Below are 25,009 nucleotides of genomic sequence, written 5' to 3'. Positions count from 1 at the left end.
GCTCGGTGGCTCGGTGGCTCGGTGGCTCGGTGGCTCGGTGGCTCGAGGGGAAATAGCCAATAGAGAAGGAATCGGGCCGGGGTGACCGGTGTATTGGCAAGAATCCAGGCCCGGACTTCAGCCCTTCCAAGCCAACCCTCTGGAATTGCAACCCATTATCACTAAAGACATAAATCGTTTTTCTTATGACATAGGTTATACTCGAATTACCGATAAGGGCCATCCCTCCTGAAAAGGAGGGAGCGCAAAGTTCCGGTCTAAGGGCATCGCCTAGGATCGAGGAACTGCCGGTCATAAAAATATTCATGCCGGCGAACGTATGGCCACGAAAATCACGCGAGCAATCGCCCCCTCCCCCAAACACTGGTCGCGGACCTTCTGCACGCCTGTCGTGCTGGTGCTGGCCTATGTCATCAGCGGCAAACTGGCCCTGCTGCTGGCCCTGCCCCCCGGCTATGCTTCCGCCATCTTCCCGCCTGCCGGCATCGCCGTGGCGGCGGCCCTCATCTGCGGCCGGCGTGCCCTGCCCGGGGTCTTCCTCGGTGCCCTGCTGCTCAATCTCTGGGTCGGCTATTCGCCGGTCACGCCCTACTCCCTACCAAGCCTGGCGGCTGCGCTGGCCATTGCCATCGCCTCAGTCTTGCAGGCCGCCGCCGGCGGTGAGTGGCTGAGGCGGGCGGTGGGCTACCCTTCGGCCTTTGACCGGGCCAGCGACATCGGCCGCTTTCTCTTGCTCTCGCCAGCCATCTGCCTGATCAGCGCCAGCATTTCCGTGGCCTGCCTGACCCTGCTCGGCATCATGGAAGCAAGCAGCTTTGCCACTAACTGGCTGACCTGGTGGCTGGGCGACACCCTGGGGCTCATCGTCATGTTGCCCCTGGTCCTGGTGGTGGCGGGAGAGCCGCGCCAGCTCTGGCGTAACCGGGAATTTTCGGTGGCGGTGCCGATGCTGCTGGCCTTCGCCCTGTTCGTCTTCGTTTTCATCAAGGCCAATCGCTGGGAGCAGGATGAATCCCTGGTGGAATTCCGCGCCCAGGCCCAGCGCATGGCCGACCAGATGCAGAACCATTTCAACGAGCAGGAATTCCTGCTGGAAGAATTGAGCGGCCTCTATTCCCACAACCCGGAACGGCCGGTGACCCGGGAGGAATTCCGGCGTTTCGTCGGCCGCATTCTCAAGCGTTTCCCCAATGTCCAGGCCATCGACTGGGCCCCCCGGGTGGAGCAGCGCCAGCGCGCCGCCTTCGAAGCGGCGCAGCAAGCTGCCCTGCCGACCTACGAAATCCGGGAGAAGGCCGCCGCCCAGGGGCTTGGCCGGGCCGGTGAACGGCCTTTCTACTATCCCGTCACCTACATCGAGCCGGACAATGCGTTGAACCACGGAGTGCTTGGCTATGACCTGGCCTCCGACGCCACCCGCCTGGCCGCCCTGAATGGCGCCTGGGATAGCAACACGGCCGTGGCGACGGCACCCGTCCGGCTGGTCAGCGAAACCCGCGAGAACAGCGACAAGTTCGGCATCCTGCTGATCCAGGCCATCACCAAGGGCAGCGGGCCGGGGGTAGTGCTGACGGCGGTGCGCATCAACGATTTCTTTGAGCGCAGCCCGGCCTATCAGCGCACCACCACGCTGGTACGCCTGACCGACATGGGCAGCCAGGAAGCCATCTTCGACACCATCGAGGACCAGGAGCGGGCCGCTGATTTCGAGCAGCTTCTGAGCTTCGGCAGCCGCAGTTATCGCCTGGAATTCGCCCCCACTCAGCATTACCTGATGGCCCATCGCGGCTGGCAGAGCTGGACGGTGCTGGCCGTCGGCCTCTTCGGCACCGGCCTGCTGGGCGCCCTGCTGATGCTCAGCACCGGCTACACCGCCCGGGTGGAACGCAATGTGGATGCCCACGTCGCCGAGCTGCGGGAAAACAGCGAGAAGCTGCGGGGCCTGTTCGAACTGTCGCCCCTGGGCATCGTGCTGACGGACATGCAGGGCCGCTTCATCGAATTCAACCAGGCCTTCCTCCATATCTGCGGTTACAGCGAAGACGAGCTGCGCGACCTCGACTACTGGCAACTGACGCCCCGCAGCTACGAGGCCGACGAGGCCCGCCAGCTGGAACTGCTGGCCACCGTCGGGCGTTACGGGCCCTACGAGAAGGAATACATCCGCAAGGATGGCAGCCGGGTTCCCCTCAATTTCAACGGCCTGCTGCTGACCGGGCGCAACGGCGAGAAGTACATCTGGTCCATCGTCGAAGACATTTCCGGCCGTCGGCAGGTGGAACAATCCCTGCGGGAAAGCGAGGAACGCTGGAAATTCGCCCTGGAAGGCTCCGGCGATGGCGTCTGGGACTGGAACCTGCAGACCGGCGAACTCTTTCTCTCCCGCCAGGAAATGAACGTGCTGGGCTACGAAGGCGATGAGGCCTGCCATACCCGCCTGGAACCATGGATGGCGCGCCAGCACCCCCAGGACCGGGAAACCCGCAACCTGGCCCTGGAAAACTATCTGGCCGGCCGCACGCCCTTCTACACCTACGATTTCCGTACCCTGTGCCGCAACGGCCAATGGCGGTGGATTCGTACCCGGGGCATTCTGGTGGCCCACACGCCGGACGGCCAGCCCCTACGCATGATCGGCACCCACACCAACATCGACGCCAGCCGGCGCCAGGCGGAGCGGGAGGCGGTGCACAGCGCAGTGATGGAAATGCTGGCCTGGGGCGGCAAACTCAACGACGTGCTGGCCCGCATCACCGCCAGCCTGGAGGATGAAAACAGCGACCTGGCCTTTGCCGCCTTCATCGTCCGCGAAGAACACAGCCAGCTGGCGGTGGGGAGCGCCTTTACCGAAGCGCAGCAAGCCCGCCGCTGCCAGATCGAAGGCCAGGCCAACCTGGGCGGCCAGACCATCTTCATGGGCGAGCGCCTCGACATCAAGATGGATGACAGCCCCTACTGGCGCGACATCACCACCCTGGCCGGGGAGGCCGGCCTGGAGGCCTGCTGGTCCGAACCCATTTTTTCCCAGGAAGAAGGCATCGAAGGCACCCTGGTGGCCTTCCGCCGCCACCCCGGCAGCAATGCCGTGCCGGACCTGGAGGCCCAGCGCCACGCCGCCCGCCTGATGAGCATCGCCATCCAGCGCAAACGCATCGAAAATCAGCTGCTGCTGGCCTCCTCCGTCTATGAAGCCAGCAGCGAAGGCATCATGGTGGTAGATAGCCAGAACCGCATCGTGGCCGTCAATCCGGCCTTCACCAAGATCACCGGCTACGACAAGCCCGACGTGCTGGGCCGGGACCCGCGGGTTCTCAAATCCAACGAACACGACCCGGATTTCTACCGGGCCATGTGGCGCGCCATCATCGACACCGGCGCCTGGCAGGGGGAAATCTGGAACCGCCGGCAGGACGGCAGCGCCTACCCGGTGTGGATGACTATCAACACCATCCGCGGCGACGGCGGGGAAGTGATCCACCGGGCCTGCATCTTCTCCGACATCACCGACAAGAAGCTGGCAGAGGAACGCATCCACCACCTGGCCCGGCATGATGTGCTGACCGGCCTGCCCAACCGCATGCTGTACATGGACCGCCTCAACCAGGCCATCGCCACCGCCCGGCGGGAGCAGAGCCTGATGGCCCTGGTCTATATCGACCTGGACAACTTCAAGCCGGTCAACGACACCCTGGGCCACCAGATCGGCGATGAGCTGTTGCAGCAGGTGGCAGAGCGGATGCTCAAATGCGTGCGGGAATCGGACACCGTGGCGCGGATCGGCGGCGACGAATTCGTGGTGCTGCTGCCCGCCATCAAGGACGAGGCGGATTCCCTCGTCGTGGCAGAAAAGATTCGTATCGCCCTGGCCCGCCGCTTCCGGGTGGCTGGCCACCCCCTGGCCATTTCCTCAAGCATCGGCATCGCCGTCTACCCGGCCCATGGCAAGGACGCACGGGAACTGGCGGTCCACGCCGATGCCGCCATGTATCTGGCCAAGCGGGCTGGCCGCAATACCGTACGGGTTTACGACGGCATGCCTCCCGCCCCCCCGCTCCCCAGCAGCCCCCAGCCCTCCTGAAGCGGCCGCCCCCGGAACGGGGGCGCCGCCCGGCTTGGCCCGCATCGGGCCAGGCACTGCCCGACATTCCCCCCGACTCACACCTGTACGCACCTAGCGCCCCCATCGGCGGATTTTCCCTGGCTGGACACGCCTTTTCGGCCAGCCCGCCAGTACAGGCCTGGGCAACCGCATCGGGCCAAGACACCTAGGGATTTACCTTGTATCCGGAACTTACTCCCGGGCAGAGAATGTCAACGCTACCGGGGACACTCATGACATTGTCCCAGGAGAACCGGAGCCAAGCAGTGAAATCTCCTTCCAGCTTCCACACAAAAATCCTCGCCGCCTTCACCGCTGCCATCCTGGTGGTGGCCCTGTTGCTGGCGACGACCTGGAAGCTCGCTCGGGATGGGGCAGAAGCGACGGACTGGGTCGCCCACACCCGGGAGGTCATCACCGACCTGGCCGTTGCCCGGGCCGGCACGGTACAGATCGAGCTGACCACCCAGAATTTCCGCATTCTCGGCGACCCGGCCTTTCTCAGCGAACGGGATCAGGCCATCGCCAGCCGGGAACAGGTGCTCGAGCGCATCCGCCAGATGACGGCAGACAATCCCTCCCAACAGACCCATTGGCAGGCCTTGCGCGCAGTGCTAGACCAGCGCATCGCCATTTCCCGGCGGGTGCAGGAACTGCGCCGCACCCAGGGCATCGCAGCAGCCAATGCCTACGTGGCCACCGCCCCCCTGCAGCAAACCCGGGAACAGGTCTATCGCCTCCTGGGGGACATGGAGGCGGAGGAAAACCACCTGCTGCAACAGCGCAATGCGGCCCAGGCCCATAGCCATCAGGTCCTGACCACGGTAGGCATCATCGCCACCCTCTCCCTGCTGCTGGTGCTGGCGGCCAGCTACTGGCTGATCCGCCGCCAGCTCCGGGAATCGGTGCTGAGCCAGCAGGCCCTGGCGGAGAGCGAGGATAGCCTCGCCATCACCCTCCACTCCATCGGCGACGGGGTACTGGCAACAGACGCCCGGGGCTGCATCACCCGCATGAACCCGGTGGCGGAGAGACTCACCGGCTGGCCCCTGGCCGAAGCCCGGGGCAAGCCAATATCCGAGGTATTCAACATCATCAACGAATACACCCGGCGGCCGGCGGAGATTCCCGTTGCCAAGGTGCTGGAAACCGGCGAGGCCCGGGGGCTGGCCAACCATACCGCCCTCCTCGCCCGGCATGGCGGAGAAACGCCGATTGCCGACAGCGCCTCCCCCATCCGCGGCGCCGGTGGCGAGGTGGAAGGGGTGGTCCTGGTATTCCGCGACGTCACGGTGGAACGCCAGGCCGAGCGCCTGATCGTGGAGCAGAATGAAGCGCTGGAAGAACGGGTGCGCGAGCGCACCGAGCAATTGCGGGAAAGCCAAGGACACCTGCAAAGCGTCATCAGCAACGTGCCGGCCCTCATCGCCTTCGTCGATGCCGGGCAACGCTACGTCTATGTAAACGAGCCCTACCGGCAACGCTTTGCCCCGGAGCGACAGGACATCACCGGCTGTACGGTGCGGGAAATCCTCGGCGAGGAACGCTATACGGTTGCCGCGCCCCTGATTGAACGGGTGCTCCGGGGCGAGCCCCAAAGCTACGACTGGCAGCCTTTCCCCAACGTCTGGCAGGTCATCAGCTACGCCCCCCGGCAGGATGCGGCAGGCCGCATCAGCGGCTACTACGTGCTGGGCACGGACATCACCCAGCGCAAGGAAAACGAAGCCAAGATCGCCTCCCTCAACGCAGCCCTGGCAGAGCACGTCTCCGAACTGGAACACGTCACCCGGGCCCTGCGCACCCTCAGCGCCGGCAACCGCACCATGCTGCGCGCCACCAGCGAGCAGGAGCTGCTGGAAAACATGTGCCAGGCCATTGTCGATACCGGCGGCTACGCCACCGGCATCGTCTGGTACCGCGCCCAGGATGGCGCCAAAACCCTGCACCCGATGGCCGAGCGGGGCTACCCCGGCGGCCTGGCTGCCTTGCAGGCACTCCAGGCCAGTTGGGCAGACGATACCCAGGGCCAGGGGGCCGTAGCCACCGCCATCCGCAGCGAACAGACTCAGGTAGTGCGGAATCTGGCCGTCGCCCCCGGCTACGCCCCCTGGCGGTCCAGCCTGCACGACTACACCACGGTCATTGCCTGCCCCCTGCGGGTGGCCGGCACGGTGATCGGCACCCTGGCCATCTACGACACCGACCCGGAAGCCTTCGGCCCGGACGAAATCATGCTCATCGGCGAATCGGCGGAAGACCTGGCCTTCGGCATCGCCACCCTGCGGGTGCGGGCGGAGCAGCAGCACAGCCAGGAGGCCATGCATCGGCTGACCCATTTCGACCTGCTTACCGAGCTGCCCAACGAGGCCCAGTTCACCGAAACGATGACCCAGGCCCTGGCAGCCAGCCGGGAGCGGCAGCAGCCCTTTGCGGTGATCCAGACCAATATCGAACATCTCAGCGAATTCAACGATTCCCTGGGCTTCACCCATGGCGACCACCTGCTCTGCCAGTTCGGCGCCCGCCTACGCAGCGTCGCGCCCCCCAGCGCCACTGTGGCCCGCCTGCGGGGCAACGAGTTCGCCGTACTGCTGCCCGACAGCGACGGCCCCGCCGCCCTGGCGCTGGTGGAACAGCTGGAGAACGCCCTGCAGCAGCCCTTCCGCATTGCCGACCTGGCCCTGGACGTGCCGGCCCGCATCGGCGTGGCCCTTTACCCGGACCATGGCAGCACCCCCCACGACCTCTACCGCCACATGGATATCGCCGTGCATCTGGCCAAGCAGAAGGGGCTGGATCACGTCATTTTCGATCCGCAGAGGAACCAGAGCAGTTCGCGCCGCCTGACCCTGGCCAGCGAATTGCGCCGGGCTATCGAAGGTGGCGACCTGCGGCTCTATCTGCAACCCAAGGTGACCATGTCCGGTGGCGGCATCTGCGGCGCCGAAGGCCTGGTGCGCTGGCAGCACGCCGAACGGGGCATGATTCCCCCCGGCGAATTCATCGGCCTGGCGGAGAACACCGGCCTCATCAAGCCCCTCACGGAATGGGTGGTGGAAACCGCCCTGCGCCTCAACCACCAGTGGGCCAAGGAAGGCCTGGCCCTGCCCATCGCCGTCAATTTCTCGGCCCGCAATCTGCGGGATGACCACCTGCTGGAGAAAATTCGCCGCCTCCAGGCCATCTGGGGCATCGCCCCCGGCCTCTTCGAGGTGGAGCTGACCGAAAGCACGGTGATGGAAGACCCGGAACTGGCCCTACGCGTCCTCCACTGTCTGCGGGAGGATGGCATCGCCCTGTACATCGACGACTTCGGCACCGGTTATTCTTCCCTCAGCTACCTGCAGAAGCTGCCGGTGGATTACATCAAGATCGACCAGTCCTTCGTCCGCCACGTTACGGAGAACAAAGATTCGGAGTTGATCGTCCGTTCCACCATCGATCTCATCCACGATCTGGGCCGCCAGGCCGTGGCCGAGGGCATCGAGGACCGGGCCACCTGGGACAAGCTGAACAGCCTGGGCTGCGACATGGTGCAGGGCTATTTCATTGCCAAGCCCATGCCAGCCGAAGCCTTCCAGGAGTGGCGCCACCGCTATGCGCCACCCCCTCCCCCCGGTCCGTCGCCGGACTGGATGATCTAGACAGGGGCCTCAGAAGGCCCAGCGCAGATTGACCGAAGCGCTGCGATTGTTGAAGCCCTGGCGGTGTTCCGCATCCAGGCGGCCCTGGAATTCCAGGCCGGTGGCGGTCAGCGTGGAAACACCGATACCGGCCCGCAGAATCCAGGGGTCGGATTCAACGCCACGGGTCAGGAAGTAGGCGCCCGGCGCCCCGGCGTAGGCGGCCACCACGGCGGCCTGCTGGTCGCGCAGGTCGTAGGCCAGGCCAAGATTGGCGAGGAGATTGACGCCATTGTCCAGCCGGTGGGTAAACCGGGCATCGCCGGAAACCAGCAACTGTTCCACCGATTGGCGGTTCACCTGCAGGTTGAGGGCGCCGGCCCCCGTTTCCAGATAGCCGCCGTTGCGCAGCCAGACGTAATCCAGGCCCACGGAAGGTGCCAGGTCGGTCCGCTCGGACAGGGCCAGGTTGCGCGTCAGGCGCATGCCGGCATGGGCGGTATAGGTGTCGAAACGGGAACGGGCCGCGAGGCCGGCGAAGAGGATGTTGCGCGTACCCCAGTTGTTGTTGAGGCCGGCATCCAGCTGCCAGCTCAATTCGGTGCCGGGAGCCAGGTTGCGGCTACCGTAGCCAATGAGCTGATAGACCTTGGCCCGGGCATGGTGGGGCGCGACGGTGGAATTGCTCTCCACGCCTGCATCGGCATAGGCCATGGCAAGGCCGACACGATCGATGTCGGTGAGCAGGCCGTCCATGCCGAAAGCCAGGCCGGCGGTGCTGGCCCGGTAACCAGAGGAACCGTTGCCGTCGGCCTGGTCGATACGGGAGCCGAAGGGCTTCAGCCAGAAATGGCGATCGGCGAGCTGGCTATCGCCGGCAGCCAGGCCGGTCATCACATTAAGCCGGTTCTGCACCAGTTGGCCGACGTTGGCCAGCACGGTCTGGGAAACCAGCACGTTATTGCCCGTCAGCAGCGGCAGGCTCTGGGAAACGGCCTGGACCACCTGGGCATTGCTGGTGAGGGGCACGAACATCAGGGCCAGGGCGCTACCCGGATCGCGGGAAATGATGCCATCCAGCACCCGACCGGCCTGACCCGCCTGGCTGTTGCCCAGGCCCTGGAGGGCACCGGAAACACCGCTGTCGCTCTCGGCCACCAGCAGCAGGTCCACATAGTTGGCGCCGTAGACGGGCTTGAGGTTGAACAGGGTGCTGTTGTCCGTCACCGAGGTGAAGCGGTTCTGCACGCCACCGGTCGCCTGGATCACCGGCCGCAGGCGATTGCCGGGCACCAGGGGGCTGCCGCTGGCCACATCCACCTCCAGCACGCCGCCCAGGCTGGCCTTGCCGGAAATCGCCAGCTGGCTGAACTGGCCCTTGCCGGTGGCGTAGGCGCCAATGCGCAGGACACCGCTATCGGCCTGGCTGAAGTCGCCTCCCACCGTCAGCTTGCTGTAGCTCGTTTCGCCCTTGGGCAGGGTGAGCAGGCCAGCGTTACTGAGGTTACCGCCCACCCGGCTACTGGCCGCCGTGAGGTTGCCGCCGCTGTCGACATTGACGTTGCCGCCCAGGGCCGCACCGCTACCCAGGGCCAGGCCGGCGCCATCGGCAATGCGGGTGACGCCGCTGAAGGCGCTGCTGTCGGCGGTAAGCAGGGTGGTGCCCCCCAGTACCTTGATGTTGCCGCTGCCGGCGAGGGCAGCAGCCAGGAGGTAGTCCGGGCTGGTGTGGTTGAGTACCAGGGTGCCGGCGCCGGCTCCGAGGGTGATCTTGTTGGCCCGGATTTCGCCGGCGGCAGCGGCAGCCTGGCCTTCCACGGCACCAACGCTGAGGGTGCCCTTACTGCCGGCACCAAAGGCGATGGCCAGGTTGCCGGCGGCAATACGCCCGCCATTGTTCAACAGCAGGCTGCCATCGCCCCGGGAACCCACATGCAGGGTGCCGGCCACATTCCACTGGCTGTCCGGGCCGCTGACCACGGCATCGCCGCTGGAACCGGCTTCGTTGGCGATGTACGCACGATTGCTGCTGAGAACGGCGCCCTGGCTGACGCTCAGGCTGCCGTTACCGAAACGGCCGACGTTGAAGTCGCCGCTGGCCTGGAGGGTGGTACCGGCACCGCTGAGGGTGGCGCTGCCGCGGGTTCCGGCGAGGTCCCCCAGGATGGTCTGGACGGACGTGACCTTGCCGCCATCGCTGACCGTCAGCTTGCCTTCGGCGCCGCCGCTCTGGGCCACCAGCAGGTCGCCCCGGTTTTCCCAGTGGGAACCGGCACCGCTGACGGTCGCTTCGCTGCGCCCGGCGCCACCGATGGTGCCGACAAAGCCATCGACGTTGGAAACTACGCCGCCGCCGGTAATGGTCAGGGTGCCCTGGCCCAGGTTGCCGACGTAGAGGTGGTCCGTCAGGTTCCAGCGCGAACCGGCACCGCTCACCAGCACGCTGTTGCCGGTACTGGCGGCGTTCCAGCCAATGAGGCCGGCACCGGAATTGAGGGTGCCGCCGTTTTCCAGCACCAGGCTGCCCTTGCCGAAATTGCCCACGCCCAGGCGACCCGCCAGGGTCCAGGAAGCGGCATTGAGCGTCACCGTGCCGGTGGAATTGAGGCTGTCGCCAATATAGCCGGCGTTGCTGGTGACGGCGCCTCCCGCTGCGATATTGAGGGTGCCGTTGCCCCCCGGCGTTGCGGCATCGGAGACATCGCCGCCAACCCGCAAGTCACCGCCCATCTTCCAGGCAGACCCTGCACCGCTGACGGTGGCGTTGCCGGTGGCCCCGGCATAGCGTGCCAGTACCCCGTCGGCGCTATTTACCGTGGCGCCAGCCAGCACTTCCAGCTTGCCGATGCCGGAGGTACCGACGAAGAGACGGTCGCTGTTGTTCCAGGTGCTGCCGCTGCCGGTCACGGTGACCTGGCTGGCCGGAGCGCCGGCAGCGGCGCCGATGGTGCCGACCTTGTTGCTGACGCTGCCGCCGTTGTTGATGGTCAGGCTGCCCTGGCCGCTATTACCCACCATCAGGTTGTTGCTGCCATTGTTCCAGGAGCCGCCATTGATGGTGACGGTGCCGGTACTGCCGGCCAGGTTGCCGATGACGCCGCCGTGGCTAGTCAGACTGCTGCCGCTGCCAACACTGGCGGTGCCATTGCCACCGAAACCGATATAGGCCACATCACTGGCCTCCAGGGTGGAACCGGTGCCGCTCAGGGTGACACTGCCGCTGGCCCCGGCATCGGTGCCAGCGTAAAGCCCCACCGTGCTGACCTTGCCGCCCGCCGCAACAGACAAACTGCCTTGGCCCTGGTTGCCGACATAGAGATGATCGCTGAGGGTCCATTGGGAACCAGTCCCCGTCACCAGGGCGCTGCTGCCCGTGCTGCCGGTCCGCCAGCCGATCAGGCCGTCCGCAGATTGAACGGTGCCGCCGTTCTCCACCACCAGGGTGCCCTTACCGTAGTTACCCACGGCCAGGCGCCCTGTCATGGTCCAGGAAGCGGCATTGACCGTCGCCGTGCCGACAGCATTCTGGCTGTCGCCGATGAAGCCGCTGCCGCTGCTCACGGCGCCACCGGCCTTGATGTCCAGGGTGCCGGTGCCGCCGGGATTGGCCACATCGGTGGTATCGCCGCCCACCCGCAGGTGTCCCGCCATGGTCCAGTTGGAGCCTGCACCATCCACAACCGCCTGGCCGGTGGCCCCGGCATAGCGGGCCAGCACGCCATCGGCACTGGTCACCGTCGCACCGGCCAGCACTTCCAGCTTGCCTTGACCAAAGACGCCGACGAAAAGGCGGTCGCTATTGTTCCACTGACTCGTTGCGCCGGTCACGGTAACCTGGCTGAGAAAGCCGGAAGCGCCGGAACCAATGCTGCCGACCGCGTTGGAAACCTGGCCGCCCGCGGAAATCGTCAGCGTCCCTTGGCCCGCACTACCCACCACCAGATTGCCGGCGCCGTTGTTCCAGGTGCCGCCTGTCACCGCAACGCTACCAGTGCTGCCCGCCCCGACCCCCACGACGGAACCACCGCTGCTTGTTACCGTGCTGCCGGCGCCTACCGTCAAGGTACCGCTACCCGACTGGCCGATATAGGTCGCGCCGGATACGGTCACGCGGGAATTGCTGCCGGTGAGGGCCACCGTGCCATTGGTGCCGGCTGCCGCACCAACATTCAGGGCGGCGGCAGATGCCAGGCCACCATTCTGGATATTGAGAATACCGGTACTGTAATTCCCTACCTGCAGGTTGCCGCTATTGGTCCAGGAGGACGTGGCACCGGAGACCGTTACCGTTCCGGTGCTTGCCGGAGTGCCTACATTGTTGCCAATGAGACCATCGGCGCTGGTGAGCGTACCGAAGATTTCCAACTTGCCATCGGCACCACCACCGATGACTGCAATATTAGCCAGGCCGGATGCCCCAAGATTGATCACCGGTGTATTGCCTGACGCAATATTGATGCTGGCGTTAATACTGGCGTTAGGCAGCCCGTCCCAAACCCAATTACCACCATCCGTCCAACTGGCGCTGCTGGCACCTGTCCATAAACCAGTGGGGTCACCATGGGCCAGCGGCATCCCCAACGACAGGCAGAGGGTTGCCAACCACTTTTTCGGCTCACCACCGAAGCAGACCTGGATGGCGGCTACCAAAGGCTTGCGGTGCTTCCGTGTCAGACAGGCAGGCACGGAAGTACGCAGAACTTTGGACGCAGAGGACTGGGAATTCATATTCATCAACCGGAAAGAAAAGCGGGGAAAAACAGGGGAGAAGCAAACCGCGGGGGAAATGCCTGAATAACGGAAGGGGCACTGGCTGGAAAACGGCGGGTGATAACGACATCACCATTACCCTCAAACGACTAAGCTCCCAGCCTCCAAGCCCCCTAGGTGATGGCAAACCCGGACCAGGGTGAATGATGCCATCAAACTATGCCAAAACGATTATATTTAATGCGTGTCAAGGAAACCTGACATTTCCTTGCACGTACGTTAAAACCCAAGGTTTTATGCATTCAACCCACGCCAGGCAAGCTTCTTAAGGCACCCTCCTGGGGGCCAAGCACCGCTGCCCCGGCGTCATGGCTGACGACTGGCAGGCTAAAATCAGAGGATGCTCCCACTCCGATACATGCGCGGGCCCCGCCAACACCCGTGGCGGCTTTTTTTGCTCCCCCTGCTTGCCCTGCTGACAGCTTGTGCTGCCCTGCCCTCGCCCCAGGAAAGGCATCAACAGGCCAACGCCCTGGCGGCTGCACACCAGTGGCATGAAACGACACTGGTCACGCCGCCCTTCCGTCTAAAGTCCTATGGCCCGCCCCCCCATCCGCCAGCAGAGATTCTGAGCGTCTACATCGAAGGCGATGGTCTGGCCTGGCTCACCCCCACCCTGCCGTCAACGGACCCGACCCCGCGCCATCCACTGGCCCTGCAACTGGCCCTGGCCCAGGCAGAAGGCCGCGCGGCCTACCTGGCCCGGCCCTGCCAGTACCAGGAAGGGAAGCGGGAAGACAACGGGGAGGGCCGCCAGGACGCAAATCTCGACGCCAAGCAGGAAATGCCCCTTCCGCCCTGTCCCCAGCGTTACTGGACCGGCAGCCGCTTCGCCCCGGAAGTCATCGACGCCATGGACAACGCCGTCAGCCAGCTCAAGCAGCGTCACGGCGCCAGCGCCCTGGTGCTGGTGGGCTATTCGGGAGGCGGCAGCGTAGCAGCCCTGCTGGCCATGCGCCGGACGGACGTCATCCGCCTGGTGACCGTCGCCGGCAACCTGGACCACCAGGCCTGGGCGGAGCACCATCGTCTCACCCCCCTCGCCGCATCACTCAATCCGGCGGACGAAGCCATCCGCAAGCCCTCCCGGATTTCCGGCCTCCCCCAAACCCACTGGGTCGGCAGCCAGGACCGCGTCATTCCCCCGGCCTTGGCCCGGCGCTGGCCCGCAGCCTTCATCGGCGCCAACGGCGGGCAATTGGAGATCATTCCGGAAGCCACCCATGGCGACGGCTGGCTGATTCCCTGGCAGCGCCGGGGCATGCCCCTCGACCCCCCGGCCCCACCGTAAGGAGCCAAGGGCAAAGGAATTCGACTGCCCCGCACCGTCCCCTCCGGCAACCAGCGAGCTCCTTCCCCGCCAACGGCAACTCGGCGACAATGCCGTCATCATCAAACCAGGAACCCTCCCCCATGCCCTCCCGTTCCTTACCGTCCCCCACCTGGCTGGGCCGCTCACTGCTTTCCACCTTTGCAACAGTCTGCATTGCGGCCTGTTTCACCCTGAGCAGCCGGCTGGCTACAGCGGCGGACTGCCCGCCGCCGCCCCCGGCCATACCTAGCGCCGAGGCCATCCAAGAAGGCATTGCCAATGCCCGGGACCGGGGTTTCCTCTGGCGGATCGAGAAGGGGGGGCGCACCTCCTACCTCTACGGTACGGTCCATGCCGGCAAGGCGGAATGGATGTATCCCGGGCCCACCCTGGCCCGAGCCCTGAAGGAAACGGACACCATCGCGCTGGAAATGGACATGTTCGACAGCGATATCCAGACCCGGATCGCCAAAGGCATGCAGACGGCCCGCCGCACGCCCCTGCCCCCGGCCCTGGAGCAGCGCCTGCGCCGACAGGCGGAAGCAGCCTGCCTGCCCTACGAAAGCCTGGCGCCCTACTCGCCGGAGATCAAGGTTGTCACCCTGAGCCTGATGCTGGCGCGCAAGGCGGGCCTGGAGCCAGCCTATGCCGTGGATGCGATGCTGGCCGGCTTCGGTCACCAGCTGCGGCGCCGGGTCATTTCCCTGGAGACGCCGGAACTGCAGATGAAGGCGCTGCACATGGGAACCCCCCGGGAAACGGAGAGTTTTGTTGATTCCAGCCTGCAGACCCTGGAATCCGGCCAGGCCATCGCCATCCTGGAACGCCTGGCCAATGCCTGGATCAGCGCCGATTACCAGACCATGGAACGCTACCCGGAATGGTGTGAGTGCATGAAGACCCCGGTGGAACGCAAGGCCATCAAGCGCCTGCTGGACGAGCGGAATCCGGCTCTGGCCCAACGTATCGACGCCCTGCACCGCAATGGCCGCCAGATTTTCGCCGCCGTCGGCAGCATGCACCTCTTCGGCCCTGCCGGCCTGCCCACGCTGATGGAGAAGAAGGGCTACAAGGTGGAGCGGGTCACCTTCCCCGCCCCAAGAACTGCGGCCTCCGCAGCCACCCCCACCACCACATCACCGGCCGCGGCACCCCAATAAACAGCTACAGGCGTGCCAACGGGGCCGACCCATCCCCTCATCGGCCCCATTCCACCGCTCAAACGAAAAAGGGCGACACCTTGAGGTGCCGCCCTTTTTGCTAACTATCGGCCACACCTGGCAAGCCGGGCGATGGCAGATTCATGTCGCCCCATGGCCAAGCCGCAGCCCGCCAATTCCATCCTGAGGGCGCTGGCGGGGCCCCCGGGCCGATGGCTTACTGCACGCCCTGCCCCAGCTTCTTACCATTCACCACCACGCCGTAGAGATTGACGCCGTCGTCGGCGTGATAGCGTTTGCGGGTCTCGTCAATGCTGCCGTTCACCAGGCGCGGGTCCTGGGGCCGTTCGTGGGAGTTGATGTAGGCAGCCACGTCCCAGGCCTCCTGATCCGAGAGGGTTTCGCCCCGGCCCAGGGGCATGTTGTGCTGGATGAAACCGGCGGCGGTGTTGATGCGGTGCATGCCGGCACCCCAGTTGTAGGAGTCTTTGCCCCACAGGGCGGGGAAGACGGAGGTGACGCCCACCTTCTTGCCCTCGCCGTTTTCTCCGTGGCACAGCTGGCACTGCTTCTCATAGACCGCCTTGCCCCGGGCGATGTCGTAGCCCCCCTTGGGCGGCGGCGGCTCATCGAAGCCCCGGCCCGGCAGGGCCTTGCCCGTGGGGGCGCCGGTGGACAGCCAGTAGGCGTAGGTGGTGAGGGCGGTGAGGATTTCGCTGTCGGCGGCCGGCGGCTTGCCGTTCATGCTGAACTGGAAGCAGCCCTGCATGCGCTCCACATAGGTATTCACCTTGTTGTTTTTCTTGCGGTAGGCCGGATACATGGGATAGGCCGCCCACAGGGGCGCCGAGTTGGCCTTGCGGCCCCGGTCGATGTGGCAGTTCACGCAGTTCATCTCGTTGCCCACATATTCGGGTGCCAGAGCCTTGGTGTTCATGAACAGGTCCTGGCCCCGGCGCACCAGTTCGCCGAAGGCGTTGTTGGGAATATCGGTATCGGCCGGGGGCTGGAAGTACTGCTGGCGGGCCGGCTTGGGCGGGGCCTTGGGCAGTTGGGTCTGGTCGTCCAGGCGCGGGTTGCGCGGGGCATTGGTGCTATCGGCGGCCTGGGCGACACCAGCGAGCAGGCCTGCACCCAGCAACAGGGCGGGAAAAATCTTGGCGTTTTTCATGGCGGGAATCCTTTCGATGTAGGGGGAACGTTCGTCTCAGCGCAGGCGATGCTGGCTTTCGTCGAAGGCTTCCTTGGATTCCCCCAGGCCGGCGAAATAGTCGGCCACGGCCTTGATCTCGGCGTCGCTCAGATCCACGGCGATGTGGGCCATGAGCCCGTTGGGGTCGTTGCGGCGGCTGGGCGGCACGGCGGCCACCGCCTTGGTTTTACGGGTCGCGGCCACGGCCTTGGTGCCGCGCCAGGCCTTGAGCTGGTTCTCGATGTAGAGGGCAGACTGGCCCGCCAGGGGCGGGAAGGCATCCCCCACGCCAACGCCGGCGGGGCCGTGGCACAGGGTGCATTCGGGGATATTGCGTTCCCAGGCACCGCGCAGGGCAATCCAGGCGCCGCTGCCGGGCTGGGGCCGCTCTACGGGAGTGGGCTTGATATTCACCTTGGGCAGCTCGGCATAGGCCTTGGCCACGGCCGCCACTTCCTCAGGCGTGAGGGACTGGGCGATGGGCTGCATCACCGCATTCTCCCGGTGGCCGGCCTTGAAGTCGGCCAGCTGCTTGGCGATGTAGGCCTCGGGCAGGCCCGCCAGGCGCGGAAAGCCGGCAGCGGCCATGCCCTTGCCGTCGGTGCCGTGGCAGGTGATGCAGGGCATGGCCGCCGGATTGGCGCCGCCCTTTTGCATGATGTCGCTGCCGTCGGCAGCATGGGCCAGGAGTGGCAGCAGGGCTGGCAGCAACAAAGGCAACAGCAGGAAGCGGGGTGACCGCTGGGGAACAGGTTTTCTCATGGGGTTCTCTCCTCCGGAGTTTGTAACGAGACACATGGGGCGATCAGGCGCCCTCTTTTCGGGTACGGCAGTCAGGCTTGGCGGGCGGTCTCCTTCATCAGGGTTCAGTCCTCGTGGTTCAGTTCCCCTCTCGGCAAAAAAACCGCCCCCCGGAAAGGGGGCGGTTGCCTTAGGCCAAAGGTGGTTCGGAAAGGGGTGAAAAAGGGCCGGAAAGTGTCGAAAAGAGTGAAAAAGGGGGCGGGGAACAGTCCGCTTAGTAGCGGGCATCCTCAGGCTTTTTGTCCTTCGGCCAGTCCTTCACCTTTTCGGGGAAGTCCGGGCGGGGCTGGTGGCTGAAGTACTCGGCCACGTCCAGGGCCTCCTGGTCGGAAAGGCCGCCCTGGCCCAAGGGGAACTTGCCGTGGAAGCCGATGGGCATGTTGCGTTTGACGAAGGCGGCGGCGGTGTAGGTGCGGGCCATGCCGGCGCCGATGTTGAAGGACTCGTCGCCCCACAGCGGCGGATAGACCATCTTGCCGTCGGCAGACTTGAGGCCCTCACCATCGGCCCCGTGACACACGGCGCACTGCTCGGCGTAGAGCTTCTTGCCGTTGTCGGCATTGGGCTTCAGGGAACGGTCGATCTTGCCGATGCCACGGCCCGGCACCTTGTCTTCCGGCTTGGTGGCGCCCTTCATCCAGTCGAAGTAGGCCACCATGGCCTTCATGTCTGCCGATTCCACGGGCAGGGGCTTGCCGTTCATGGAGCGCTTGAAGCAGCCGTTGATGCGGTCCTCCAGGCTGATGATGCGGCCTGCCCGGGGGGCGTAACTGGGGAAGAAGGCGGAAACGCCGACGAAGGGCGAACCATCGGCCACAGTGCCGGCATTGAGGTGGCAACTGCTGCAGTTGAGCTGGTTGCCGACATGCTGGGGCAGCAGGTCCTTAGTTTCCAGGTGCAGGCGCATACCACGCACCAGCTGCTCGGCATTGGGCTTGGCCAGCATGTCGGCCAGGCGGGGGGTCTCGAACTTGCTGCTATCGAGGGCCTTGGGATCTTCCTTCATCACTTCGGCCCGCATCTTCTTCACCTGGGAGGCAGTCACCGTTTCGCCACCGTTGCCCCAGCCGGCACGCACGAAGCTCAGCAGCTCCGCCAGTTCCTGGTCATTGAGGCGGCCAAAGCCGGGCATGGTGAAGACGCGAGGATGGGCCGCCGTGGCAGCGGTCTTCCAGCCAGTCAGGGTGATGTGCAGCAGGGTGGCCGGATCTTTCGCCATCACCGCCGGATTGCCGGCCAGGGGCGGGAAAATCTTGCTCACGCCGCCGCCGTCCTGGCGGTGGCAATCGCTACAGAACTGCACGTAAGCCAGGCCGCCGCGAGAGGAGAACAGGTTGCCCGGCACCTTGCCGGCAATCTCGCTGCGGGGCACGCTGGGAGCCGGCAGCTCATGTTCCCCCGGAGGCAGGGACTTGAGGTAGGTGGCGATGGCCACCAGATCCTCGTCCTTCACGTGCTGGGTGCTGTGGTGGATGACCTCGGCCATGTTGCCGGAGGCGGTGGCGAAGCGGTTCTGTCCGGTCTTGAGGAAAAGCACGGTGTCCTCCACCGTCCACAGGCCCCGCAGGCTCAGGGCACGCCAGGATTCCACGGTCTCGCCGGCAAGGAAGTGCTGACCCTTGCGGCCGGACTCGCTCATGGTCTTTTCCTGGAAGGCCAGGCCCCGGGGGGTGTGGCAGGCGCCGCAGTGGCCCAGCCCCTGGACCAGATAGGCGCCCCGGTTCCAGGTAGCGTCCTTGCCGGCGTCGGGCTGGAAGGGCGTGGCGTCGAGGAAGGCCCAGTTCCACAGGGAAAGGCCCCAGCGCTGGTTGAAGGGCCAGCGCATGGCGGTAGGTTGGTTGGCCTGCTTTACCGGCGCCAGGCCCTGCATCAGATAGGCGTAGAGGGCCTGCATGTCCTCGCCGGTCATCTTGGCGTAGGAGGGATAGGGCATGGCCGGGTAGAGATTGTGGCCGTCCGCCGCCACGCCCTGGCGCATGGCCCGGTCGAACTGGGCGAAGGTGTAGTTGCCGATGCCCGTTTCCTTGTCCGGCGTGATGTTGGTGGAGTAGAGCTTGCCGAAGGGCGTGGCCAGTTCCCGTCCACCGGCCATGGGCTTGCCGCCCTCGGTGGTATGGCAGGCGACGCAATCGCCCAGGCGGGCCAGGTAGTCGCCCCGGGCCTGGGATGCGGCATCGGCGGCCCGAGCCTGGCCGAAGGTGGCCGCAAGGCACAGGCCGATGGCCCAGCCGGCAAGAACGCCACGCCACCCGCGGGCAGCGGCGGTGCCGTTAGGTGAAGTGCCGGAAAGACGGCCTGGCGCTGCCGGAAGGGCCGGGGATGGCCCGGAATGAAGGTCCTGCATGGCTGTACTCCCTGTACTTGGTTTGTTTGGCTCCAAGTCTAGGGAGGGCGCCGGCAAGCGCCTATCGGGACATCCGGCTAGGGGCATAACCGAAAGTTACTATTGCGACGAATCGGTAGATATGAGCCTTAATAACAAAAAATTCCAACGGAATACAAACCATGGCAACATCCCGGCTCACCGCCAACGGGACTACGCCATGCCAGCTCCTCACTCCGCCAGCCAGCCCAGCCCCTCACCCTCCTCCACCTACCCCACCACTCCTGCCGGGGCCCGCCGCATTCTGCTGCTCGACGCCACCTTCGACGATGCCGACCCCTTCCGCCAGGTGGCGGACCGGCTGGCCACACTGGCCGACAGCAGTGGCGCCGTGGTCAGCCGCTTTTGCCTGGAACAGGTCCGCCTTGCCCCCTGCCTGGGGGATTTCGAGTGCTGGACCAAGACCCCGGGACTGTGCCGCACCCAGGACGACGCCCAGAACATCGCCCGGGCCTTTCAGCAAGCCGATCTGGTCATCCTGGTAACGCCCCTGCGCTTCGGCGGCTACAGCCCTTCCCTGAAGACGGCCCTGGACCGCCTGCTGGGCGTCATCCACCCCTTCTTCCGCCAGGGTATCGGCGTTACCCGCCACGCCCCCCGCTATGAACGCTACCCCGCCCTCTTCTTCATCGGCCTGGAAGAAGAAAGCAGCCCGACGGCCCGAGAGCTCTTCACCGCCTTCGCCGGGGGCAATGCCATCAACCTGATGGCTCCCTGTTTCCACACCCTGGCCCTGGCGCCGACCCAGGAAGCCTGGCAGGAGGTTCTGGAGCAACGCTTCACCGCCGCCCTGGCAGGCCGGGATGGCGAAGCCTTCCCCCACCACCCGCCGGCCGACGCCCTGGCTCGGGCCTGTCTGGCGGACCCCCACCTGCCTCCCAGCCCGGTCCGGCAGGCAGCCCTGCTGGTGGGCAGCGCCCGACCCCGGGGCGAAAGCACCTCCGAATCCCTGGCCCGGGGCCTGGCAGAAAAGCTGGAGCAACAGGGGGTAAGCACCGGATTGGTGCACGTCATCGACTTCATCAAGCCCGGACGCCGCCGGGAAGCCGCCCTGGCCACTCTTGGCGAGGCGGACCTGCTGGTGGTGGCTGCCCCCCTTTACGTGGATGGCCTGCCGGGCCTGGCCCTCAAGGCCCTGCAACAGATCGCCGCCCGCCCCGGGCGTCTGCACCGGGTCGCCGGCCTGCTTAACAGTGGCTACCCGGAGGCCGGGCACAACCGCTCCGCCATGGCCCAGCTCCGCTGCTTCGCCCATGATGCCGGACTCGGCTGGGCTGGCGGCCTGGCCATGGGGGCCGGCGAAGTGCTGCACGGCAAGCCCCTGGCCACCATGCCGGTGATGCTGCGATCCCAGATCGGCGCCCTGGAAAAAGCCGCCACTGCCCTGGCCGGCGGCCTGGGCATTCCCCCCGCCGCCAGCACCGCCATGGCCCGCCCGATCCTCCCCGCCTGGCTATTCCGCCTGGCGGCAAAACTCCGCTGGTTCCTCGACGCCCGCCGCCAGGGCACCCCCTGGAACGCCCTGGGAGCAAGACCCCATGAGTTGGAGCGGGAGGAAGGCCCCGTCAGGAGTGGCGGCTGAACTGGCAACTCCGGCGCATGGAATTCGGACCACTTTGTGCGCTGGCCCAGTTCACGAAGCTATCCCAGCACCGACCTGCACGGCCTTCAACGCCACGCCCTGCGGTTAGGGGGCATTGACATTAAAATAGCCGACCACGTCAGCCCTTCCTTGTCCTGGAAAACCGTGACTCTCCTCATCCGTAACTTTGGGCAAAGCGACTCAGAACACGTCGATGCACTTGCCCTTCGTGCCTTCGCACAGTTCAAGAATGCTTACGACGACTGGCCGGCGTTTCAGGCAAAGATCGCTCACGTCTCTTTGCTGGCAGATGGCGGAGAAATGATTGTTGCCGAGCTTGAGGGGAACATTGCCGGAGCTGTCGCGTATATTGGCCCCGGAAAACCCAAGGCGGCATTCTTTCGGCCGGAGTGGCCAATCATGCGAATGCTGGTAGTAGATCCGGCAGACCGTGGCCTCGGCATCGGACGGGCCTTGGTGGACGAATGCCTTCGCCGCGCGATGCGAGACGGTGCCACCGCCTTTGCCTTACATACGAGCGAGATCATGGAGGTGGCCTTGCCCATGTACCAGCGTATGGGATTCCAGCGGATCGCCAGTGCGCCCCCCATCCATGGCGTGGCATATGGGGTGTATCTCAAGGAACTACACGGTTAGCCCTTTAGCTACCAGAGCGGCAAAAAACTCCGTACTTGCGGACGAATCTTCCTCATCACGGCACCGGCCCCACAAGACCAACAGGTACTCGATACGACGACGCCCGACAAATGAGCCAACCTCTGGGTTGGCTTTTTTCCATTGCGGAAGGGCCCTACAGCAACGGTGGCGTGCGAAAAAGCGACCATCAGGCGACCCCAGCCGTTGATCTCGACCACGCAGGGTGTCAGGTTGGCAATTCCCACCGGGCTGAAGTGGGCCTTGACCTCCCCGTAGATGACGTACGGCATCTCCTGACCGCTGAGGACGGTGACGGCTTCGTCCCACGCCATGGCGGACCGGCGGATCCTCATCGAGAATGGCTACAAAAGCCTGGACCGCCATGACCGGGTGATCTACCTGGGCACTTTCAGCAAGCGGCCATTTCCCACCCTGCGCCTGGCCTGCGCGTTGGTACCCGAATGGCTGGTGGAGCCCTTCGCCTCGGCCATATCCCTTGCCATGCACCATGCCCCGATCCTGCCCCAGGCGGTGCTGGCCGCCTTCATCGGCGAAGGCCACTTCGCCCGCCACCTGCGGCAGATGCGCCGCATCTACGGCGAGCGGGCCGCCTGCTTCCAGCACAAGCGCCGCCCAACCAAAAGGCCTGCTGACGATACCGTCCACCCCTCCCGGCCTCAACGCCACCGCCCTCCTACTCCGGGCCAGCAACGACCGGGCGGTGGCCGCTGCCCTCCGTGCCTTGGGCGTGGAAGCCCGTCCCATCTCCTTCTACCGCATAGACCAGCCGGCACCACAGGGGCTGGCGCCGGTATATTCCATATGCATATTCCGGCTGCAACGAGGCGGCGATCCGGGGCGGCATGACCACCATGTCGCCGGTGCTGAAGTCCTTCAATACGGCAACGGCCGACAACAGCGGTCAGTCCGCACAAAAAACCTGATGGGTTCAGTCCAGCCCAGCCGGATCGGCCCGCAGGATCAGCCGGGCCAGTTCTGCAGCGCTGCCGGTCCCCGTTTTTTCCATGACGTGCTGACGGTGCACATGCACGGTGTTTTCACTGATGCCCAGGGTCCTGGCCACTTCCTTGTTGGCCTGGCCGAGGGCCAGGAGGCGCGCCACTTCCCGCTCCCGGGCCGAGAGGCGGGCCAGGCTGTCCTGGGCCTCCTGATGGCGGCGGCTGGCGGCATGGCGCTCCAGGCTGAGTTGCACGGCCCGTTCCACGGTATCGAGGAACTGCTGGTCCTTGAAGGGCTTCTGCAGAAAATCCACTGCTCCGTCCTTCATGGCCTGCACCGCCAGTTCCACATCGCCGTGGCCGGTCATGAAAATGATGGGTAGCTGGCTGGCGGCCAGGGTATCGCTCGCTTTCAGCCGACGCTGCAATTCCAGGCCGCTGACCCGGGGCATGCGGATATCCAGCACCAGACAGCCACCACCGGGGGGGAAAACGGGTGCGGACTCAAGGAAGGCCTCGGCGGATTCGTGACCCACGGCCTGCCAGCTCACGGATTCCAGGAGGAAAAGCAGGGAGCGGCGGAACGGTGCCTCGTCGTCCACCACATGGATGACGGGCAAATCGGGAGAGGTGGTCATAGCGATTCGGAGCCTGTGGGGGCGGGCACGGCAAGAGGAGCCCGGGGCAAGGTGAAATGGAAGATCAGGCCGGGCCCGGAAGGGGGCACCCAGGCCTGCAGTTCGCCGCCATGGGCTTCGATGATGGTCTTGCAGATGGAGAGGCCCAGGCCCAGGCCATCGGGCTTGGTAGTAAAAAATGGCTCGAAGAGGCGGGCCCGGAGTTCAGGCGTCAGGCCGGGACCATGGTCCCGCACGGCGACACCACAGCGTTCGCCCACCAGGCTGAGGGAGACTTCAATGGGAGTGGTGCAGCCCAGACTCTGCTGGGCATCCCAGGCGTTCTTGAACAGGTTGAGCAGGACCTGCTGGATCTGTAGGGGATCCACTTCGACCTGCCGCTCGGCGGCAGCCGGCAGTTCTCCCAGGACGATGGCTGGCCCTCGGGGCGCCATGCCGTGCAGCAGGCGGTCGGCCGCCTGTACCAGTTCGGCCAGGTCCCAGACCTCGCGGACCCGGCTGCGCTTGCGGGACATGGCGCGAATGCCGGCCAGGATGCCGGCGGCCCGCTCCGATTCATTGGCGATCTCTTCCGCCGCCTGGGTCAGGGCCTCGGGAGCCAGGGTGCCGCTCTGTTGCCGGCGCAAGAGGCTGCGGGCGTAGTTACCCATGGTGGCCAGAGGCTGGTTCAGTTCGTGAGCCAGGGTGCCAGCTAGTTCACCAAGGATGGAAAGACGGGAAAGATGATCCATCTGCTGCTGCCCGGCATGGACCTGTGCCTCCAGCCGGTGGCGCTCCGCCAGGGCCGAACTCAGTTCCCGGGTGCGCCGCTGCACCAGATGTTCCACCCGCAGGGTATAGACACCCCAGGCCAGAAGAAACATCAACAAACCGGCGACCCAGGGCCAGTAACGCTGCCAGAGGGAATCCCAACCCGTCTCCCGCAGGAAGGCATAAGGGCCGATGCGCAGCTGCCGCAACAGCTCATGGACCGGGTGGTAATCCGCCGGCACCGTCCATGAAAGGCCGCCGGCATCCGGCGGCATGGACAGCAGGGCCAGCAGAACCTGCCGGGAAAGGGCCGGGTCGGTGGCCGGCGCGGCGGCAAAAGCCCAGCCGGGATAGAGGCGGGTGGTGACGCGGCAGGGGCCATCTGCCGGCCGCTGGGCCAGAACTCGCAGGCGGCCGGGAGCTACGGCGCCGGACTGCTCCAGACGCTCCAGCAGGCAGGCCCGCAGCACGCCGGCATCGGCCTCCCCGGCCAACACGGCATCCACCACCCGGGACATGGGAAAGCCGGTGAAGTGGGGCTGGGGATTACCCTCTTCCGGCGCCAGCCCCAGGCGCTGCAACTCGGCCCAGGCCAGCTGGTAGCCGCCGAAGGCATCAGCAGCCACGGCGGCCAGATTGCCGCCCCGTAGGTCTTCCAGGCGTTGCAGATCCAGCCTGCGATCCAGCACGACCACGGCGGAGCCTACGGCATGGGCTGGATTCTGGGAGGTTTCCCCCACCTGGGTGGCAATGCGGGTGAGGCCGGTTTCGGCTTCGAGGGTGACATAGTGGCCGGGATTGGTCACCGCAAATTCCAGTTCGCCGGCCCGCAGGGCGGCCGCCATGCCCGCCAGGTCGTAGTGGCGCAGGACGATGCTTTGCCCTGGCAGGCGTTGCTGCAGGGCCTGGGCCAGGGGCGCCCACTGCACCTCGGCCTCTTCCGAGCCCAGCCAGGCGAGCACTCCCAGGCGCACCTCGCCGGCAGCAGCGAGACCGGCGAACAAGGAGAGCAGGACCGCGCAGAAGGAATGGCGGAGGGAGGGAAACGTCATCATCAAACGGATTTTAGCCAAGCCACGG

14 protein-coding genes and 1 riboswitch are annotated in these 25,009 nt (G+C 65.6%); of the genes, 7 read left to right on the top strand and 7 right to left on the bottom strand.

Features of this window, described 5'->3' with window-relative positions; all coding sequences use genetic code 11:
- Positions 1–207: 207 nt before the first annotated feature.
- Positions 208–292: riboswitch (cyclic di-GMP riboswitch) on the top strand.
- A gap of 27 nt (positions 293–319) precedes the next feature.
- Both AZSI13_RS03390 and AZSI13_RS03385 read left to right on the top strand, forming a co-directional pair.
- The gene (locus AZSI13_RS03390; RefSeq protein ID WP_109039776.1) at positions 320–4,078 is read left to right on the top strand and encodes a PAS domain S-box protein; all 3,759 of its coding nucleotides are present in this window, start codon (positions 320–322) and stop codon (positions 4,076–4,078) included.
- A 287-nt stretch (positions 4,079–4,365) separates the two neighbouring features.
- A complete protein-coding gene (locus AZSI13_RS03385; protein ID WP_201262291.1) occupies positions 4,366–7,746 on the top strand; it encodes an EAL domain-containing protein in 3,381 nt (1,126 codons plus the stop codon).
- A 9-nt stretch (positions 7,747–7,755) separates the two neighbouring features.
- Here AZSI13_RS03385 and AZSI13_RS03380 read toward each other — a convergent pair whose 3' ends face one another.
- Positions 7,756–12,156 (bottom strand): autotransporter domain-containing protein, encoded by a 4,401-nt coding sequence (locus AZSI13_RS03380; RefSeq protein ID WP_165833283.1) that lies wholly within the window; start codon positions 12,154–12,156, stop codon positions 7,756–7,758.
- Between AZSI13_RS03380 and AZSI13_RS17430 the strand changes: the two genes are divergently transcribed.
- From AZSI13_RS17430 to AZSI13_RS03370, 3 genes are all read left to right on the top strand, one after another.
- The gene (locus AZSI13_RS17430; protein WP_165833282.1) at positions 12,149–12,523 is read left to right on the top strand and encodes a hypothetical protein; all 375 of its coding nucleotides are present in this window, start codon (positions 12,149–12,151) and stop codon (positions 12,521–12,523) included. The genes AZSI13_RS03380 and AZSI13_RS17430 overlap by 8 nt on opposite strands.
- Positions 12,524–12,889: 366 nt before the next feature.
- The gene (locus tag AZSI13_RS03375) at positions 12,890–13,786 is read left to right on the top strand and encodes an alpha/beta fold hydrolase (RefSeq protein ID WP_109039773.1); all 897 of its coding nucleotides are present in this window, start codon (positions 12,890–12,892) and stop codon (positions 13,784–13,786) included.
- Between the two features lie 122 nt (positions 13,787–13,908).
- On the top strand, positions 13,909–14,967 hold the full coding sequence (locus AZSI13_RS03370) for a TraB/GumN family protein (protein ID WP_165833281.1): 1,059 nt from the start codon (positions 13,909–13,911) through the stop codon (positions 14,965–14,967).
- A gap of 217 nt (positions 14,968–15,184) precedes the next feature.
- Here the strand turns inward: AZSI13_RS03370 and AZSI13_RS03365 are convergent, their stop codons facing one another.
- From AZSI13_RS03365 to AZSI13_RS03355, 3 genes are all read right to left on the bottom strand, one after another.
- Positions 15,185–16,138 carry a c-type cytochrome gene (locus AZSI13_RS03365; RefSeq protein ID WP_109039771.1) on the bottom strand — a complete coding sequence of 318 codons (954 nt, stop codon included), beginning with the start codon at positions 16,136–16,138 and terminating at the stop codon, positions 15,185–15,187.
- A gap of 36 nt (positions 16,139–16,174) precedes the next feature.
- Positions 16,175–16,921: a c-type cytochrome gene (locus AZSI13_RS03360; protein ID WP_201262290.1), complete on the bottom strand. Its 747-nt coding sequence runs from the start codon at positions 16,919–16,921 to the stop codon at positions 16,175–16,177.
- Positions 16,922–17,174: 253 nt separating this feature from the next.
- Positions 17,175–19,304, bottom strand: a complete 2,130-nt coding sequence (locus AZSI13_RS03355; RefSeq protein WP_235609638.1) for a c-type cytochrome — start codon at positions 19,302–19,304, stop codon at positions 17,175–17,177.
- Between the two features lie 199 nt (positions 19,305–19,503).
- Between AZSI13_RS03355 and AZSI13_RS03350 the strand changes: the two genes are divergently transcribed.
- Together AZSI13_RS03350 and AZSI13_RS03345 are read left to right on the top strand one after the other, a co-directional pair.
- Positions 19,504–20,925 carry an NAD(P)H-dependent oxidoreductase gene (locus AZSI13_RS03350; RefSeq protein ID WP_165833280.1) on the top strand — a complete coding sequence of 474 codons (1,422 nt, stop codon included), beginning with the start codon at positions 19,504–19,506 and terminating at the stop codon, positions 20,923–20,925.
- 165 nt (positions 20,926–21,090) lie between these two features.
- Positions 21,091–21,582, top strand: a complete 492-nt coding sequence (locus AZSI13_RS03345; protein ID WP_109039769.1) for a GNAT family N-acetyltransferase — start codon at positions 21,091–21,093, stop codon at positions 21,580–21,582.
- A gap of 8 nt (positions 21,583–21,590) precedes the next feature.
- Here AZSI13_RS03345 and AZSI13_RS03340 read toward each other — a convergent pair whose 3' ends face one another.
- The 3 genes from AZSI13_RS03340 to AZSI13_RS03325 form a co-directional block, all read right to left on the bottom strand.
- Positions 21,591–21,914: a hypothetical protein gene (locus tag AZSI13_RS03340; RefSeq protein ID WP_133247250.1), complete on the bottom strand. Its 324-nt coding sequence runs from the start codon at positions 21,912–21,914 to the stop codon at positions 21,591–21,593.
- A gap of 617 nt (positions 21,915–22,531) precedes the next feature.
- Positions 22,532–23,179 (bottom strand): response regulator transcription factor, encoded by a 648-nt coding sequence (locus AZSI13_RS03330; RefSeq protein ID WP_109039766.1) that lies wholly within the window; start codon positions 23,177–23,179, stop codon positions 22,532–22,534.
- Positions 23,176–24,984, bottom strand: coding sequence for a sensor histidine kinase (locus tag AZSI13_RS03325; RefSeq protein WP_235609636.1), 1,809 nt, complete (start codon positions 24,982–24,984; stop codon positions 23,176–23,178). The genes AZSI13_RS03330 and AZSI13_RS03325 overlap by 4 nt, the downstream gene beginning before the upstream one ends.
- Positions 24,985–25,009: the final 25 nt, after the last annotated feature.

Source organism: Azospira sp. I13 (assembly GCF_003112695.1).
Taxonomy (GTDB): domain Bacteria; phylum Pseudomonadota; class Gammaproteobacteria; order Burkholderiales; family Rhodocyclaceae; genus Azospira.
This window is presented reverse-complemented; position numbering and strand designations above follow the sequence as displayed.